Here is a 16,769-nt window from a genome sequence, read left to right on the forward strand (position 1 = left end):
CGGGTGGGGTCCGCGACGCGCTCTTGGAGGAACGGAGAGGGCTGGAGCGCAGAGAGAGGCCTGGGCGCGCCGGTACGGGGTCGGCAGGGCGGCCGGAAGTGGTCACCGGCCCCGGGCGGCTGCGGCGGGCGGGGTCCGCGACGCGCTCCCGTGAGGAAGGGAGGCACCGGCCCGGGCGGCTGCGGCCGACGGGGCCCCACCCGGGCTCGGGGGACCGCCCCCACAGAACGCGCCCGCCCCCGCCGGGCGCCGGAAGCCGCCGATTACGGGCTCTGGGCACCGGCAGTTGCCCAGAGCCCGCGGCTTCGTAGGAGTGGCATGCGTCGCATTCACTTCACCGCCGACGGATGACACGACAGGCCTCAGCCGGGCCGCGGCACCGCCGACCGCGGGCGTCCGCCAAGCCCCACGACCGGCGGCCAGCGGCCGACGGCCGGCTGGACCAGACCGCCACCCGCCACCCGTCCCCCGCCACCACACGGACAACGCCCCTCACAACAGCCGCACGCGAGCCGCCACCCCCGCTCCCGCGGGCCCCCGCGGGCCCTGGCCTGTATCAGTCGGTTCACCGCGACGAGCGGGCCGCAAGAGAGCCGCGCCGGACGCGGACGACGGACCGCGCAACAGGCCCAGGGGCCAGCTACCGCGTGGCTACCACTTCGGCGGGCTCGTCAGCGCCCGGGCCAGGACGTCGTCCAGGAGGCGGGCCGTCGCGGGGACGTCCAGCTGGGAGTTGTCGATGATGGGCAGGCCCGAGCCGTACCAGCCGGCCATGCGGCCGTGGATGCGGGCGACCTCTTCGTCCGTGAGGCGGCGGTTGCCGCTGCGCTGGGCGTTGCGCTCCAGGACGATCTCCAGGCCCGGCAGGAGGACGACGGGCAGCAGGCCGGGACCCACGTGCCGCTTCCAGCCGCCGAGCCCGACGACCGGGCGGTCCGGGAAGACGGCGTCGTCGAGGACGCAGGAGATGCCGTTGGCCAGGAAGTTCCGGGCGGCGAAGCCGCAGGTGCGGCGGGCCAGGCGGTACTGCGCCTCGGAGTTGTCGTTCCACCCCGACTGCGGGTCGGCGAAGCCGGAGCGCACCCATTCGCGGACGTCGTCCAGGCTGATGTGGGCCGTCGGCACGCGCCGGTGCTCGGCCCAGTACTTCGCGACGCTGGTCTTGCCCGCGCCCGCGGGCCCGATGAGCAGCACGGCGAGCGTCGTGGAGCCCGTGTCCGCGGGGGCGGGCCCCGGCGGGGGGCTCGGCACGGCGACGGGGCCGCCGGGCGGGAGCTGGATGTGGCTGGTGACGTCCCGGGTGGGCGGGGCCGGGGCGGGCGCCGCGGGGGCACCGGGTGCGTGCACCGCTCCCGGGGCGTGCGGCATCCCCGGGCCCTGGGGGGCCAGCGGTGTGTGCGGGACTCCATGGCCCTGGTGGGCGCCCGGTGCGTGCGGAACAGGAACCGGTCCGGCGGGAGGGGGCGCGGCACCCGGCGGCGGGGCGCTCGGGTGGTGCGCGGCCGGGGACCATCCGGTGGCCGGTCCGTGCCCCGGCTGAGGGGGCGGCGGCAGCGGAGAACCCCACGCGTGCTGCATCCGGTGCCACTCCGTCTCGTACGACTGACCTGGTACGGGCGGCAGGGCCACCCGTACCGAACGGTACCGTCCCCGGCCGACGTTGTGTGAACGGCCGGGGCGGCCGCGAAGTGCCCGTGGCTTGTTCGAACCGCCCGGCACCGGACGGAACGGACGGTCAGTCGGCGACTTCCCCGTACGCGGCGAGCAGCACCGCCGGATCGGGGCCCTCGAGGACCGTCGGCTTGGCGAGGCCGTCGAGGACGATGAAGCGCAGCAGGTCGCCCCGGGACTTCTTGTCGACCTTCATGGTCTCCAGGAGCTTGGGCCACTGGTCGTAGCGGTAGCTGAGCGGCAGACCGACGGACTCGAGGACCGTGCGGTGCCGGTCGGCCGTGGCGTCGTCCAACCGCCCGGCGAGGCGGCCGAGTTCGGCCGCGAAGTGCATGCCGACGGCGACGGCCGCGCCGTGCCGCCACTTGTAGCGCTCGTTCTTCTCGATGGCGTGGGCGAGCGTGTGGCCGTAGTTGAGGATCTCGCGCAGGCCCGACTCCTTGAGGTCGCCGGAGACCACCTCGGCCTTGACCCTGATGGAGCGCTCGATGAGCTCGGCGGTGTGCGGTCCCGTGGGCGTCCGTGCCGCCTGCGGGTCGGCCTCGATCAGGTCGAGGATGGCCGGATCGGCGATGAAGCCCGCCTTGATGATCTCGGCGAGCCCGGAGACGTAGTCGTGCACCGGCAGGGAGTCGAGCGCCGCCAGGTCGCAGAGCACGCCCGCGGGCGGGTGGAAGGAGCCGACCAGGTTCTTGCCCTCGGCGGTGTTGATGCCGGTCTTCCCGCCGACCGCCGCGTCGACCATGGCGAGCACGGTCGTCGGCACGGCGATCCAGCGCACCCCGCGCAGCCAGGTCGCGGCCACGAACCCGGCGAGGTCGGTGGTGGCGCCCCCGCCCACGCCGACGATCACGTCGGTGCGGGTGAAGCCGGACTGGCCGAGCGCCTTCCAGCAGTACGCGGCGACCTCGGCGGTCTTGGCCTCCTCGGCGTTGGGCACCTGGATGGCCACGGCCTCGTACCCCTGGTCCGCCAGGTCCTGGCGGAGCGCGTCGCCGGTGCCGGCGAGCGCCTCGGGGTGGATGACGGCGACGCGCTTGGCGGCGGCGCCGATCAGGCCGCCGAGCTCACCGAGCAGCTGGCGTCCGACGAGGACCTCGTACGGTTCGGTGCCCGCGCTGCCGCCGACGTGGATGCGGGTCACTGTCTCGCTCATGCTGCCTTCAACTCCAGTGCGTCCAGGACCGCCTGCGCGACGTCTTCGGGGGTGCGGCCGTCGGTGGCGACGACAGCGCGGGCGACTTCTTCGTACAGATGGCGGCGCGCGTCCATCAGTTCGCGCCACTGCTTGCGCGGGTTGACGGCGAGCAGCGGCCGGGCGGTGTTCAGGCCGACGCGCCGCACGGCCTCTTCGACGTCCATCGACAGATAGACGACGGGCAGGCCGCGCAGCACCTCGCGCGTGGACGCGTCGAGGATCGCGCCGCCGCCGAGGGAGAGGACCCCCTCGTGCTCGGCGACGGCGCTGCGCACCGCCTCGCGCTCCAGGTCACGGAAGTACGGCTCGCCCTCGTCGACGAAGATGTCGGCGATCTCCCGCCCCTGTGCCGCGACGATGTCGGCGTCGGTGTCCCGGTAGGGCGCGCCGAGCCGCTCGGCGAGCAGCGCGCCCACCGTGGACTTGCCGGAGCCCATGGGTCCGACGAGGACGACGCACGGGCCCGTGCCGGCTTCGTCGCTCACCGGATCTGGAGGTTGTCGAGGTACGACTGCACGTTGCGCCGGGTCTCCGGCACGCTGTCGCCGCCGAACTTCTCCGCGACCGCGTCGGCGAGCACCAGCGCCACCATGGCCTCGGCGACGATGCCCGCGGCCGGGACGGCGCAGACGTCGGAGCGCTGGTGGTGGGCCTGGGTGGCCTCGCCGGTGACGACGTCGATGGTGGCGAGGGCGCGCGGCACGGTCGCGATGGGCTTCATCGCGGCGCGTACGCGCAGCAGCTCACCGGTGGTGAGGCCGCCCTCGGTGCCGCCGGAGCGGCCGGTGGCGCGCCTGACGCCCTCGTCCGTGGCGACGATCTCGTCGTGCGCCTGCGAGCCGGGCACGCGCGCGAGCTCGAAGCCGTCGCCGACCTCGACGCCCTTGATGGCCTGGATGCCCATGAGCGCGGCGGCGAGCCGCGCGTCGAGCCGCCGGTCCCAGTGCACGTGCGAGCCGAGGCCGACCGGAACGCCGTACGCCAGGACCTCGACCACGCCGCCCAGGGTGTCGCCGTCCTTCTTGGCCTGGTCGATCTCCGCGACCATCGCCTTCGACGCGTCGGCGTCCAGGCAGCGCACCGGGTCGGCGTCGAGCTTCTCGACGTCGGCGGGGGTCGGGTAGACGCCGTAGGGGGCCTTGGCCGCGGCCAGCTCCACGACGTGGGAGACGATCTCGATCCCGGCCGTCTCCTTCAGGTACGAGCGGGCGACCGCGCCGAGGGCGACACGGGCCGCGGTCTCGCGGGCGGAGGCGCGCTCCAGGACCGGCCGGGCCTCGTCGAAGCCGTACTTCTGCATGCCGGCCAGGTCCGCGTGGCCGGGCCGGGGGCGGGTCAGCGGCGCGTTCCTGGCGAGTTCGGCGAGCTCGGCCGGGTCCACCGGGTCGGCCGCCATGACCTGTTCCCACTTGGGCCACTCGGTGTTGCCGACCATGACGGCGACGGGCGAGCCCATGGTGAGGCCGTGCCGGACGCCACCGAGGAAGGTGACCTCGTCACGCTCGAACTTCATCCGGGCACCGCGTCCATAGCCGAGGCGCCGCCGGGCCAGATGGTCCGCCACCATGTCCGTGGTGATCGGAACGCCGGCGGGAAGCCCCTCCAGCGTCGCCACGAGTGCGGGTCCGTGGGACTCCCCAGCGGTCAGCCAGCGCAACCTGCTCAACGGTGCTCCTCATGCTCGCGCCTCGAACTGCGACGGCGCGACCGGGTGCGCGGCCCTGGCCCGCCTCCCTCTGATCCTCCCACGTCCACGGATCAGGCCCGCGCCCGGTCCACGGAACGGACGGCGGAATGGACGGTGGAAGGACGGCGGAACAGGCGGGCGCGGCGGCGGCTCAGCGCGCGGCGAGCGCCCGCTCCCCCGCCTTCCGCATCACGTCGAGCGGCGCGGGTGCCCGGCCCGTCATCTGCTCGACCTGGAGCACCGCCTGGTGCACGAGCAGGTCGAGGCCGCTGACGACGGCCCCGCCGTACGCCGACCAGCGGGCGGCGAGTGCGGTGGGCCACGGGTCGTACAGGACGTCGAAGAGCGTGTTCGGCCGCTCCGGCACGGCGTGGGACAGCGCGTCGGTGGTGCCCGCCGGGGTCGTGGCGATCACCAGGGGCGCGTGCAGCGCCCGCCCGGCGTCCGCCCAGTCCGCGGTGCGCACCTCGACGTCGAGCCGCGCGCCCCACTGCCGCATCTCGGCGGCGCGCGCCTCGCTGCGTACGTACGCGACGACCTCGCCGGTGCAGATCCGGGCGAGCGCGGCGAGCGCGGACGACGCGGTGGCGCCGGCGCCGAGGATCGCCGCCGACTCGACCTCCTCGATGCCGCGCTCGCGCAGCGCGGCGACGATGCCGGGGATGTCGGTGTTGTCACCGGTGAGGCGCCCGTCGTCCGTGCGGACGACGGTGTTGACGGCCTCCACGGACGCGGCGGTGTCGCTGACCGAGTCGAGCAGCGGAATCACCGCGCGCTTCAGCGGCATGGTGAGCGAGAGCCCCGCCCACTCGGGCCCCAGCCGCTCCACGAAGGCGGGCAGCGCCGCCTCGTCGACCTCGAAGCGGTCGTACGTCCAGTCGGTGAGGCCCAGTTCCTGATACGCGGCGCGGTGCAGCACCGGGGAGAGGGAGTGAGCGATGGGCGACCCGAGTACGGCCGCCCGGCGCCGGGGCTCAGCCGTCCCCTGTGCTCGCATTGAACTTTTCCTTCAGCTTCAGGAATTCGGTGTGGGTCTTGGCGAATTCGGTCTTGTTCATTCCGTCGGTGGCGACGAAGTAGAGCCAGCCGTCCCTCGTCGGTTCGAGCGCCGCCTTCAGGGCCACCTCGCCCGGGTTTCCGATGGGACCAGGCGGCAACCCCGTGTGCCGGTACGTGTTGTACGGATCGGGGTTGGTCTTGATCTCGCTCTCGCTGATCTTGATCTTGCTCTGACCCATCAGGTAATTGAAGGTCGAGTCGAATTGGAGAAGGCCCACGGTCTCCATGTTGCCGGGCTTCAGGCGGTTGTAGATGACCTCGGCCATCTTGCGGAAGTCCTCGTGGGTCTTGCCCTCGGCCTGCACCAGGCTCGCGACCGTGACCAGCTCGTACGGGTTCTTGAGCTTCAGCTCCTTGGCCTTGGCCTCGACGCCCAACTTGCCGTATTCCTCGCTGGCTTGGGCAACCATCTTCCTCAGCACGTCCTCGGGCTTCTGACCCTTGGCGACCGGGTAGCTGGAGGGGTAGAGGAAGCCTTCCAGCGGGTCCTTGACCTTGCTGCCCATGTTCGCGACGGCCCACTGCGGAAGACCGAGGTCCTTCCATTCCTTCTGGGCGATGTCCTTCGTCGTGCCCTTGGGCAGCTTGAGCCGGTCGTCGATCTTCTTGTACACCGTCACATTCCGGGTGCCTTCCGGAATGATGAGGTTGTTGCGGCTCTTGGGGCTGAGCATCAATTCGACGGCGGACGCGGCCGACATCTGCTTGTTGAGCGTGTAGACGCCCGCCTGGATCTTCTGGCCGTCGGGGTTCTTGCCCTGGGCGGAGACGAACGCGTCAATGCTCTTGACGACGCCGGCTTCCTTGAGCTTCTGCCCGATGGAGCTTCCGGTCGAGCCCTTGTCAATGGTGACGGTGGCCTTCGCGGCAATGCCGTCGCCGGAGTAGTCGGGCGCCGAGCCGAAACGATCCTGGTAGAACTGGTAGCCGAAATAGCCGACGCCGCCGAGCCCGCCCGCGAAGACCAGGGTCACGACCAGGCAGGCGCAGCCGTTGCGTTTCTTCTTCGACTTCTTGCCGCCGCGTCCGCGCCGCTCCCCGCGGCCCCCGCCGCGCCCCGGCTCGTCGGCGTCGTCGTCCTCGTCGTCGCCGCCCGCGAAGAAGGCGTGCTCACCCTGGTCGGGCCCGGGGTCCCAGCCGGTCTCGGGTTCCGGTTCGGGCGCGGGGCGCCGGTGTCCCGGCGGTTCCGGCGGCGGGTACGCGTCCGGCGTGCCGTAGAAGTCGGGGCGCTCCTCGGCGTAGCCCCCGGGCTGCCCGCCGTAGGGGTCCGCCGGGTCACCGCCGTAGGGGACCTGGCCCTGCGGGCCGCTGTCCCAGCCGCCGTCCTGCGGCCGGCCGCCGCCGTACTGCGCCTGAGCAGCGGCGTACCCCTGCTGATCGCCGTACGACTGCTGCCCGCCGGTGCTCCAGTCGCCGTACGGGTCCTGCTGGGGGTGCTGCTGGGGGTGGCCCTGATGCGGCTCCTGAGGGTGGTACTGCCCCTGGCCGCCGTAGGGGGACGGGCCGTTCGCGGCCTGCTGTCCTCCCCATCCGCCGTCCCCGTACAACGGGTCCTCCGGATGCCACGGTTCGGAGCCTGGGCCCCGGCCATACTCAGTCATCGATCCCCTACGAGCCGCGAGGCGGGGGCCGCGGCCTGGATCCCAGGGCAACCGTTCCGCCTCTTGATGCTGTGCGGCGGCTGTTCGAACGCCGCCACACCGCGCGGAACGTTACCGTATCGCGATCAGATGACCACTTCGACGCCCTCGCCGGGGGCCTCTCCTGACGCCCGTTCGGACTCCAGGGCCTGCTGGAGGATGATCACGGCCGCGGCCTGATCGATGACAGACCTGCCCTTTTTGGACTTCACGCCGGAGGCCCGCAGGCCCTGGCTCGCCGTCACTGTGGTCATCCTCTCGTCCACGAGCCTCACCGGAACGGGGGTGATCCCCGCGGCGAGCGTCTGGGCGAAGGCGCGGACCTTGACGGCGGCCGGGCCCTCGCCCCCCTTGAGGGAGCGAGGGAGCCCGACGACGACCTCGATCGGCTCGTACTCCTCGACGAGCTGGCGCAGCCGGCGGTGGGCGGCCGGGACGTCCCGGCCCGGCACCGTCTCCACCGGCGTCGCGAGGATCCCGTCGGGGTCGCACGAGGCGACCCCGATGCGGGCGTCCCCGACGTCGATCGCGAGGCGTCTGCCGCGGCGCATCAGGCGGTTTCGCCGACGAGGCGCTCGACGGCGGCGATGGCGTCGCCGACCGCGGCCACGTTCTGGCCGCCGCCCTGGGCGACGTCCGGCTTGCCGCCGCCTCCGCCGCCGAGGGTCTTGGCGGCGGTGCGGACCAGGTCACCGGCCTTGAGGCCACGCTCGCGCGCGGCTTCGTTGGTGGCGATGACCGTGAGCGGCTTGCCGTTGACGGCCGTGAACAGGGCCACGACCGCCGGGCGGTCGCCGGGGATGCGGCCGCGCACGTCGAGGACCAGCTTGCGCAGGTCGTCGGCGCCCGTGCCGTCCGGGACCTGGCCGGTGACGAGAGCGATGCCGTGGACGTCCTTGGCGCCCTGGGCGAGCCCGGCGGCGGCCGCCAGGACCTTCTCCGCGCGGAACTTCTCGATCTCCTTCTCGGCGTCCTTCAGCTTGGCGAGCATGCCGGAGATCTTCTCGGGCAGCTCCTCGGGGCGGCCCTTGACGAGCTCCTGGAGCTGGGCGACGACCGTGTGCTCCTTGGCGAGGAAGTTGTACGCGTCCACGCCGACCAGGGCCTCGATGCGCCGTACGCCGGAGCCGATCGAGGACTCGCCGAGCAGCTTCACCAGGCCGAGCTGGGCGGTGTTGTGCACGTGCGTGCCGCCGCACAGCTCCTTGGAGAAGTCGCCGATCGTGACGACGCGCACGCGCTCGCCGTACTTCTCGCCGAACTCGGCGATGGCGCCCTGCTTCTTGGCCTCGTCGATCGACATGACCTCGGCCTGGACGTCGAGCTCGCGCGAGAGGACCTCGTTGATCTTCTGCTCGACGTCCGTCATCACGGCCGTGGGCACGGCCGACGGGGAGCCGAAGTCGAAGCGGAAGCGGCCGGGCTGGTTCTCCGATCCGGCCTGGGCGGCCGTCGGGCCGAGCGCGTCGCGCAGCGCCTGGTGCGTGAGGTGCGTGGCGGAGTGGGCGCGGGCGATGGCGCGGCGGCGGTGGGCGTCGATGGAGGCCCACACCGGGGCGCCGACGGTGATCTCGCCGACCTGGACGACGCCCTTGTGGACGTGCACGCCGGGCACGGGCTTCTGGACGTCGCGGATCTCGACGACGGCGCCGCTGTCCAGGCGGATGCGGCCGGTGTCGCCGATCTGGCCGCCGCCCTCGGCGTAGAACGGGGTGCGGTCCAGGACGACCTCGACCTCGTCGCCCTCGGTGGCGGCGGGCGAGGAGACGCCGTTGACGAGGAGGCCGACGATCACGGCCTCGTTCTCGGTGAGGGCGTAGCCGGTGAAGTCCGTGGCGCCGGAGTTGTCGGCGATCTCGCGGTAGGCGCCGAGGTCGGCGTGGCCGGTCTTCTTGGCCTGGGCGTCGGCCTTGGCGCGCTCCCGCTGCTCCTTCATCAGGCGCCGGAAGCCGTCCTCGTCGACGGAGAGGCCCTGCTCGGCGGCCATCTCCAGGGTGAGGTCGATCGGGAAGCCCCACGTGTCGTGGAGCAGGAACGCCTTGTCGCCGGGCAGCACGGTGGAACCGGCGGCCTTGGTCTCGGTGACGGCGGTGTCGAGGATGTTCGTGCCGCCCTTGAGGGCCTTCAGGAAGGCGGCTTCTTCGGCGAGGGCGACGGTCTCGATGCGCTTGCGCTCGGTGAGGAGCTCCGGGTACTGCTCGCCCATGGTCTTGATGACCGTGTCGACGAGCTCGGCCACGACCGGGCCCGAGGCGCCGAGCAGGCGCATGTTGCGGATGGCGCGGCGCATGATGCGGCGCAGCACGTACCCACGGCCCTCGTTGCCGGGCGTGACGCCGTCGCCGATGAGCATCACGGAGGTACGCATGTGGTCGGCGACCACGCGCAGCGAGACGTCCGTGCCGTGGTCGGCGCCGTAGCGCACGCCGGTCAGCTCGGTGGCCTTGTCCATGACGACGCGCAGGGTGTCGGTCTCGTACATGTTCTGCACGCCCTGCAGGATCATGGCGAGGCGCTCCAGGCCGAGACCCGTGTCGATGTTCTTCGACGGCAGGTCGCCGAGGATCGGGAAGTCCTCCTTGCCCTGGCCCGGGCCGCGCTCGTACTGCATGAAGACCAGGTTCCAGATCTCCACGTAGCGCTCGTCGTTGACCGCGGGGCCGCCCTCCTCGCCGAACTCGGGGCCGCGGTCGTAGTTGATCTCGGAGCACGGGCCGCAGGGTCCCGGCACGCCCATCGACCAGAAGTTGGGGCCCATGCCCAGGCGCTGGATGCGCTCGGCGGGGACGCCGACGACGTCGCGCCAGATGCGCTCGGCCTCGTCGTCCTCCTTGTAGACCGTGATCCAGAGCTTCTCCGGGTCGAGGCCGTAGCCGCCGTCCGCCACGGAGCTGGTGAGCAGCTCCCAGGCGAGCTTGATGGCGCCTTCCTTGAAGTAGTCACCGAAGGAGAAGTTGCCGCACATCTGGAAGAACGTGCCGTGCCGCGTGGTCTTGCCGACCTCTTCGATGTCCGGGGTGCGGACGCACTTCTGGACGCTGGTGACGCGCGGGGCGGGCGGCTTGGTCTCACCCAGGAAGTAGGGCTTGAAGGGCACCATGCCCGCGGGGACGAGGAGCAGCGTCGGGTCGTCTGCGATCAGCGACGCCGACGGCACGACCTTGTGCCCGCGCTCCTCGAAGAAGCGCAGCCAGCGGCGGCGGATTTCAGCCGACTCCATCAGTGGTCCTCATTCCGGTTGTACGGGTACGTCGTGTTCGTCGTGTTCGTGGCGCCGCCCAGGGACTTCGGGCTCCTGCGGGCGTGGTGCTCCACGACCGCGAGGCGGCGCTGGGCGGGCAGTTCGGGTTCGACCGGGGCGTTCAGGCCGAGGGCGTCGTCCAGTTCGGCCTCGCGCTCGGCCATGCCGTCGCGGACGTCGAGCGCGAAGTCCTTGAGCCGGTGCCCGGCTTCGAGCGCCTTGTCGGCGGCCCGTGCGGCGAGGCTCTCCGGGGTGAGCTGCTTCAGCTTGCGGTTGACCTTCGTGGTGGCCCATACGCCGGCGGCTGCGCCCGCTGTGAACCAGAACGTACGGCGGAACATCGCTGCGTCAGTCCTTCTTCCGCTTGCCCCGCCGTGCGGACGGGAGGGTGCGGCCCACGATCACCGTACGACGGGACGGCTTGGCGGGCACTTCTTTACGACCGAGGGCCCGGCGCACTCCGTAGCCGAAGGCCGCGACCTTGACGAGGGGTCCGCCGAAGGTCGTGGCGACGGTGCTGGACAGCGCCGACGCGTTCGACGTGACCTCCTGGACGTCCGAGGCGATCGCGTCGACGCGGTCGATCTGGGTCTGTGCGGAGCGCACCGCCTCCGAGGCGTCCGCGAGGAGCGGCACCGCCTGCTCGGTCACGTCCGCGACGAGCTTGGTGGTCGCCCTGAGCGTCTGCGCCAGCCTCGCCAGCGCCACCGCCAGGAAGGAGACCAGAATCGCCCAGAAGACGGCCACCAGGATCCCGGCCACCTCTCCACCGGACACTGCGCACCGCTCCCTGAGACACCGCCCTGGATTCCCCCGTGGGATGCCCCTGTGGGTTCCAAGGTCGTCGAACGTCGAAAAGTAGTGCTCCGACCCTATCGCGCCGGGGCCCGCCCTCCGTACCGCATTACCGCACGCGGCACTTGGCGCGGGCGGCGCCCGCGCGAAGTGGGCGAACAGATTGTACGGACTGCGTACGCATGAGTACGCTCCGTTCCCCATGCGACGCTCTCAGCGCCCCGACGGCCGTCGGAACGATTCCTCACCCCAGCCCCGCACGCCCGGGAACCTGCCCGCGGAGCTCACCGCCTTCGTCGGGCGCACCGCCGAACTCGCCGCGCTGACCGACGCGTTGGCGTCGGCGCGCCTGGTCACGGTGACCGGGGTCGGCGGCGTGGGCAAGTCGCGGCTCGCCGTGCGGGCGGCCGCCGCGGTCCGGCCGCGCGACGGCGCCTGGCTGGTGGAGCTCGCGCCGGTGCGGGACCCGCACCTCGTGGAACACGCGCTCGCCGGCGCCCTCGACCTGACCGACCACACCAGCAGGTCGCCGCGCCAGGTGCTTCTCGACCGGCTCTCGGGGCGCGAGCTGCTGCTCGTGGTGGACGGCTTCGAGCACCTGGTGGACGCCACCGCATCGCTCGTGCGGGAGCTGCTCCTGCGCTGCCCGGGGCTGCGGGTGCTCGCGGCGGGCCGCAGACCGCTCGGCGCCGAGAGCGAGCGGGTCTTCCCGCTCGCCCCGATGCCGGAGGCGGACGCGGCCGCCCTGTTCGCCGACCGGGCGGCGGCCTGCCTGCCCGGCTTCGCGCTCGACGGCGGCGACCGGGCCGACGTCCTCGAACTCTGCCGCCGCCTCGACGGCATCCCGCTCGCCGTCGAGCTGGCCGCGGGCCGCCTGCGGGCGCTGTCCCCCGGGCAGCTCCTGTCCCGCCTCGACGACCGGTTCCGGCTCCTGAGCGGGACCCGGCGCGACGCGCTGCCGCGGCATCAGACGCTGCGGACGGCGATCGGCTGGAGCCATGAGCTGTGCACGGCGCAGGAGCGGCTGCTGTGGGCGCGCCTCTCGGTGTTCTCCGGCCCGTTCGACCTGGAGGCGGTCGAGTACGTGTGCAGCGGCGAGGGGCTGCACGCCGACGACGTCCTCGACGTCGTGGACGAGCTGCTCGCGCAGTCGGTCCTGGCCCGCGAGGAGAGCCCGACGGGCGTGCGCTACCGCATGCTCGACACCGTCAGGGCGTACGGCGCGGACTGGCTGGCGGCCACGGGCGACGCGGAGCGCATGCGGCGCAGGCACCGCGACTGGTACATGGGCCTCGCCACCTGGTGCGAGCTCGACTGGTTCTCGCCGCGGCAGGAGGCGGTGGCCACGCTCGTCGAGTGCGAGCTGCCCAATCTGCGGGCCGCCCTGGAGTTCTGCCTCACCGACCCGGACGAGACGCACCTCGGGCAGTACCTGGCGGGCACGCTGTGGTTCTGCTGGGTCGGCTGCGGGCGGCTCGCGGAGGGCAGGCACTGGCTGGACCGGGCCGTCGAGCTGGAGGGCACGCACGAGGACTCGCGTCTGAAGGCGCTGTGGGTGCTCGGCTACGTCGCGATCCTGCAGGGCGACACGGTGCCCGCGCTGAGCGCCCTGCAGGAGTGCAAGGACACGGCGGAGCTCACGGGCAGCCCCGTCGCGGCCGCGTACGCCGTGCACCGCCTGGGCTGTCTGGCGCTGGTCACGGACGACATGCCGCGCGCGGAGCGCCTGCTGCGCGCGGCGCTCGACGCGTACCGGCGAATCGGCGAGCTGAACAGCAATGTGCTGATGGGGCAGGTCGAGCTGGCGATGGCCCTCGCCTTCCAGGGCGCGCTCGGCGACGCGGTGGAGCTGTGCGAGGAGGTCCGGCAGGTCTGCGAGGACCACGGCGAGCGCTGGGCCCTCGCGTACGCGCTGTACGTCCTCGGGTACGCGGCGTGGACGCGCGGCGAGCCGGACCTCGCGCGGGACCTGGTCACGCGGTGCCTCGACCTCGACCACACCTTCCACGACCTGCTCGGCACGGTGCTCGCGGTGGAGCTGCTCGCGCTGTTCACGGTGGCGGAGGGCGACGCGGCGGAGGCGGCGGTGCTGCAGGGCGTGGCGTCGCGGATCTGGCCGTCGGTGGGGCTCGCGCTGTTCGGCTCGGAGTACTTCGGCGGGCCGCACGCGCTGTGCGAGGCGAAGGCCAGGGAGCGGCTCGGCGACGAGCGGTACGAGGCGTGCGTGCGGTCCGGCGCGGAGCTCGGGCGGGACGCGGCGGTCGCCCGGGCCCTCGGCGGGCACCGGGCGCCGGTGGCCGAGGGTCGGCAGCCGCGGCGCGGTGACGTACCGGCCCCGCACACGCGAAAGCCCGCCGCCTCCCCCACCACGAAGGGCGGGGAGACGGCGGGCTGAGCCAGGTGAGGCTACGTCCGGGTCAGCGGGCGTAGTACTCGACGACGAGCTGCTCGTCGCAGATCACGGGGATCTCCTTGCGGTTCGGCTCGCGGTCCAGGCGGAAGGCCAGGGCCTTCAGGTTGACCTGGAGGTAGCGCGGGGTCTCGCCGTCGGCGGCGAAGCCACCCTCGCGCGCGACCTCGAACAGCGGCTTCTGGCGGCTGCGCTCGCGGACCATGACGACGTCGTCCGGCTTCACGCGGAAGGACGGCTTGTCGACCTTGTGGCCGTTGACCTCGATGTGGCCGTGGACGACCATCTGGCGGGCCTGGTAGATCGTGCGGGCGATGCCCGAACGCAGGACCAGGGCGTCGAGACGGCGCTCGAGCTCGATGATCAGGGCCTCACCGGTCTTGCCCTGGACCTTGGAGGCACGCTCGTAGGCGCGGACGAGCTGGCGCTCGGACACGTCGTACTGCGCGCGCAGACGCTGCTTCTCGAGCAGACGGACCTTGTAGTCCGAGTTCTGCTTGCGGCCGCGGCCGTGCTCGCCCGGCGGGTAGGGGCGGGCCTCGAAGTACTTGACGGCCTTCGGGGTCAGCGCGATGCCGAGGGCACGCGACTTCTTGACCTTGGGGCGGGACTGGTTCGCCATGAACCAAACACCTCTGTTTTCTGGTACGTGATCGGCTTCACCAGGGTTAGGGGAGGTCGCATCCGCAGCCAGGGAAACCCGGCGGGCCCTGAGGCTCGCCCGGCAGCCGCTCTCTGGTCTGGGCACATACGTGCAGCACGCGAGTGGCCCACCGACCGCTTCCCCGGGGGGATGGTGGTGGGCTGCCCGCGACACCTTCGACGGTGCGCGACGCTCCTGGATCCCCGGTGCCGCGCGAGCGTGCGCGGCGGTGGGGTTCCGGCTGGGTGTCCCGCTCTGGTGACGCCGGTCGGGGACCGGACACGGGACTCAGCACTTCGAGGCAGTTTACAGGGTGCTCAGGGCCGCTTGCGACCGAGGTGCTTCCTGGTCCAGTCGACCGCATCCGCGTACCGGGCCTCGGCGCCGTGCCGGGTCGGGGTGTAGTACTCGCGGTCCTTGAGGGCGTCCGGGGCGTACTGCTGCGCGGCGATGCCCTCGGGCAGGTCGTGCGGGTACACATACCCCTGGGCGTGGCCGAGCTTGGCCGCGCCCTTGTAGTGGCCGTCGCGCAGGTGGGGCGGGACGGGGCCCGCGTGGCCCTTGCGGACGTCCTCCAGGGCGGCGCCGATCGCCGTCGTCGCCGCGTTGGACTTCGGGGCGAGGGCGAGGGCGATCGTGGCGTGGCTGAGCGTGAGCGCGGCCTCCGGGAAGCCGATCATGGCGACGGCCTGGGCGGCCGCGACCGCCGTGGGCAGCGCCGTCGGGTCGGCGAGGCCGATGTCCTCGCTCGCGGAGATCATCAGGCGGCGGGCGATGAACCGGGGGTCCTCGCCGGCCTCGATCATCCGGGCCAGATAGTGCAGGGCGGCGTCGACGTCGGAGCCGCGGATGGACTTGATGAGGGCGCTCGCGACGTCGTAGTGCTGGTCGCCCGCGCGGTCGTACTTGACCGCCGCACGGTCGACCGACTCCTCCAGGGTCTGGAGCGTGATCTCCTGCTCGCCCTTGGCCAAGGCCGCGCCCGCGCCCGCCTCCAGGGCGGTCAGGGCGCGGCGCGCGTCGCCGCCCGCGACGCGCAGGAGGTGCGCCTCGGCGTCCTCGGGCAGGGTGACCGCTCCCCCGAGGCCGCGCTCCTCGGTGAGGGCGCGCTTCAGGAGGGCCCGCAGGTCGTCGTCCGTGAGCGGCTCCAGGGTCAGGAGCAGCGAGCGGGACAGGAGCGGGGAGATCACCGAGAAGTACGGGTTCTCCGTGGTCGCCGCGATCAGGGTCACCCAGCGGTTCTCCACGGCCGGGAGGAGGGAGTCCTGCTGGGCCTTGCTGAAGCGGTGGATCTCGTCGAGGAAGAGGACGGTCTCCTTGCCGTGGCCGCCCATCGCCCGGCGCGCGCCGTCGATGACCGCGCGGACCTCCTTGACGCCCGCGGTGATCGCGGAGAGCTCCACGAAGCGCTTGTTCGTCGCCTTGGAGACCACGTACGCCAGCGTCGTCTTGCCGATGCCGGGCGGGCCCCACAGGAACACCGACGACGGTCCCGCGGGCCCTCCCCCGCTCTCGCCGACGAGCCGGCGCAGCGGCGATCCGGGCCGCAGCAGATGCTGCTGGCCCACGACCTCGTCGAGCGTGCGCGGGCGCATCCGGACGGCCAGGGGACTGCTCGCCGGGTCCTTCTCCTGGCGGTCCTCGGCGGCGGCGGTGAACAGGTCGGGCTCCACGTCGAGAACCCTATGTCACCCCACTGACAATCAGGCCGGGGCCGCCGGACGGGGCCACCGGACCGGGCGGTCAGACCCAGAGGTCGGAGCCCCACCGCGTGAGGATCAGCATGGCGATGATCCCGATGTGCACGACCGGCAGGGCCCAGGTGAAGTCCTCGAAGAAGGTCTTCAGCCAGCCGGGCGCGGGCAGGAAGCCGTTGCGGACGTTGAACGAAGTGACGTACCAGAACATCAGGATCGTGGCGACCCAGGCCAGGCAGCACCACAGGCACAGCGCGTTGATCCGGTACAGCGACTGGAACTGCAACCAGGTGCAGAACCCGACCCCGAACAGCGTGCCCGCGTTGAACGTCAGCCAGTACCAGCGCGGAAAGCGGGCCCGCCCCAGCAGACTCATGCCCACACCGATCACCACGGCGTACGCGGCAAGCCCCAGCATCGGATTCGGGAACCCGAACGCCTCCGCCTGCTCGCTCTTCATGATGCTGCCGCACGCCACCACCGGGTTGATGCTGCACCCCGGCTGGAAGTTCGGATCCTTCAACAGCTCGAACTTGTCGAGCGTGATCACCCACGACGCCAGCAGCCCCGCCGCACCCGTGATCACCAAAAGCAGCGCGAACGCACGGCTGCCGCCGACGGAAGCAGGGGCGTCGTCGCGGTCCTCGCCGGAGGCGGCGCCGTCCTTCACTGACGCCTTTACTGACAATGGTTTGCTCATCACGCCGTTTCCGTCGCTCGTCGTGGCT

The 16,769-nt window shown here is 72.3% G+C and carries 14 protein-coding genes; 1 reads left to right on the forward strand and 13 read right to left on the reverse strand.

The genetic code is table 11. From position 1 onward, the window contains the following. Window positions 1-651: 651 nt before the first annotated feature. The 10 genes from ACFWZ5_RS18435 to ACFWZ5_RS18480 all read right to left on the reverse strand — a co-directional run bounded on the left by ACFWZ5_RS18435 (window position 652) and on the right by ACFWZ5_RS18480 (window position 11,273). On the reverse strand, window positions 652-1,578 hold the full coding sequence (locus tag ACFWZ5_RS18435) for a Pro-rich N-terminal domain-containing protein (RefSeq protein ID WP_384801097.1): 927 nt from the start codon (window positions 1,576-1,578) through the stop codon (window positions 652-654). Window positions 1,579-1,735: 157 nt separating this feature from the next. Further along, entirely contained in the window at window positions 1,736-2,827 is a 1,092-nt protein-coding gene (aroB, locus tag ACFWZ5_RS18440) for a 3-dehydroquinate synthase (RefSeq protein ID WP_384801094.1), read from the reverse strand. Then, window positions 2,824-3,306, reverse strand: coding sequence for a shikimate kinase (locus ACFWZ5_RS18445; RefSeq protein ID WP_384890860.1), 483 nt, complete (start codon window positions 3,304-3,306; stop codon window positions 2,824-2,826). Before ACFWZ5_RS18445 ends, aroB begins: the two co-directional genes overlap by 4 nt. A 44-nt stretch (window positions 3,307-3,350) precedes the next feature. Further along, on the reverse strand, window positions 3,351-4,535 hold the full coding sequence (gene aroC, locus ACFWZ5_RS18450; protein ID WP_384801091.1) for a chorismate synthase: 1,185 nt from the start codon (window positions 4,533-4,535) through the stop codon (window positions 3,351-3,353). A gap of 172 nt (window positions 4,536-4,707) precedes the next feature. Beyond that, window positions 4,708-5,553 carry a shikimate dehydrogenase gene (locus ACFWZ5_RS18455; RefSeq protein WP_384801088.1) on the reverse strand — a complete coding sequence of 282 codons (846 nt, stop codon included), beginning with the start codon at window positions 5,551-5,553 and terminating at the stop codon, window positions 4,708-4,710. Beyond that, window positions 5,531-7,216 (reverse strand): endolytic transglycosylase MltG, encoded by a 1,686-nt coding sequence (gene mltG, locus ACFWZ5_RS18460; RefSeq protein ID WP_384801085.1) that lies wholly within the window; start codon window positions 7,214-7,216, stop codon window positions 5,531-5,533. Before mltG ends, ACFWZ5_RS18455 begins: the two co-directional genes overlap by 23 nt. Before the next feature lie 125 nt (window positions 7,217-7,341). Beyond that, the gene (ruvX, locus tag ACFWZ5_RS18465) at window positions 7,342-7,806 is read right to left on the reverse strand and encodes a Holliday junction resolvase RuvX (RefSeq protein WP_384801082.1); all 465 of its coding nucleotides are present in this window, start codon (window positions 7,804-7,806) and stop codon (window positions 7,342-7,344) included. Further along, complete coding sequence (gene alaS, locus ACFWZ5_RS18470) at window positions 7,806-10,475, reverse strand: alanine--tRNA ligase (protein ID WP_384801079.1); 2,670 nt, start codon at window positions 10,473-10,475, stop codon at window positions 7,806-7,808. Before alaS ends, ruvX begins: the two co-directional genes overlap by 1 nt. After that, window positions 10,475-10,837 (reverse strand): DUF6167 family protein, encoded by a 363-nt coding sequence (locus ACFWZ5_RS18475; RefSeq protein WP_384801076.1) that lies wholly within the window; start codon window positions 10,835-10,837, stop codon window positions 10,475-10,477. The genes alaS and ACFWZ5_RS18475 overlap by 1 nt, the downstream gene beginning before the upstream one ends. A 7-nt stretch (window positions 10,838-10,844) precedes the next feature. Then, the gene (locus tag ACFWZ5_RS18480) at window positions 10,845-11,273 is read right to left on the reverse strand and encodes a DUF948 domain-containing protein (RefSeq protein WP_384801073.1); all 429 of its coding nucleotides are present in this window, start codon (window positions 11,271-11,273) and stop codon (window positions 10,845-10,847) included. A gap of 220 nt (window positions 11,274-11,493) precedes the next feature. Between ACFWZ5_RS18480 and ACFWZ5_RS18485 the strand changes: the two genes are divergently transcribed. After that, window positions 11,494-13,686: an ATP-binding protein gene (locus tag ACFWZ5_RS18485; protein ID WP_384801070.1), complete on the forward strand. Its 2,193-nt coding sequence runs from the start codon at window positions 11,494-11,496 to the stop codon at window positions 13,684-13,686. Between the two features lie 22 nt (window positions 13,687-13,708). Here ACFWZ5_RS18485 and rpsD read toward each other — a convergent pair whose 3' ends face one another. The 3 genes from rpsD to ACFWZ5_RS18500 form a co-directional block, all read right to left on the reverse strand. Further along, entirely contained in the window at window positions 13,709-14,323 is a 615-nt protein-coding gene (rpsD, locus tag ACFWZ5_RS18490; RefSeq protein WP_384801067.1) for a 30S ribosomal protein S4, read from the reverse strand. Between the two features lie 338 nt (window positions 14,324-14,661). Next, the gene (locus ACFWZ5_RS18495; protein WP_384801064.1) at window positions 14,662-16,017 is read right to left on the reverse strand and encodes a replication-associated recombination protein A; all 1,356 of its coding nucleotides are present in this window, start codon (window positions 16,015-16,017) and stop codon (window positions 14,662-14,664) included. A 70-nt stretch (window positions 16,018-16,087) separates the two neighbouring features. Beyond that, the gene (locus ACFWZ5_RS18500; protein ID WP_384890863.1) at window positions 16,088-16,741 is read right to left on the reverse strand and encodes a vitamin K epoxide reductase family protein; all 654 of its coding nucleotides are present in this window, start codon (window positions 16,739-16,741) and stop codon (window positions 16,088-16,090) included. Window positions 16,742-16,769 lie beyond the last annotated feature (28 nt).

It is taken from the genome of Streptomyces sp. NPDC059003 (assembly GCF_042740445.1).
Lineage (GTDB): Bacteria > Actinomycetota > Actinomycetes > Streptomycetales > Streptomycetaceae > Streptomyces.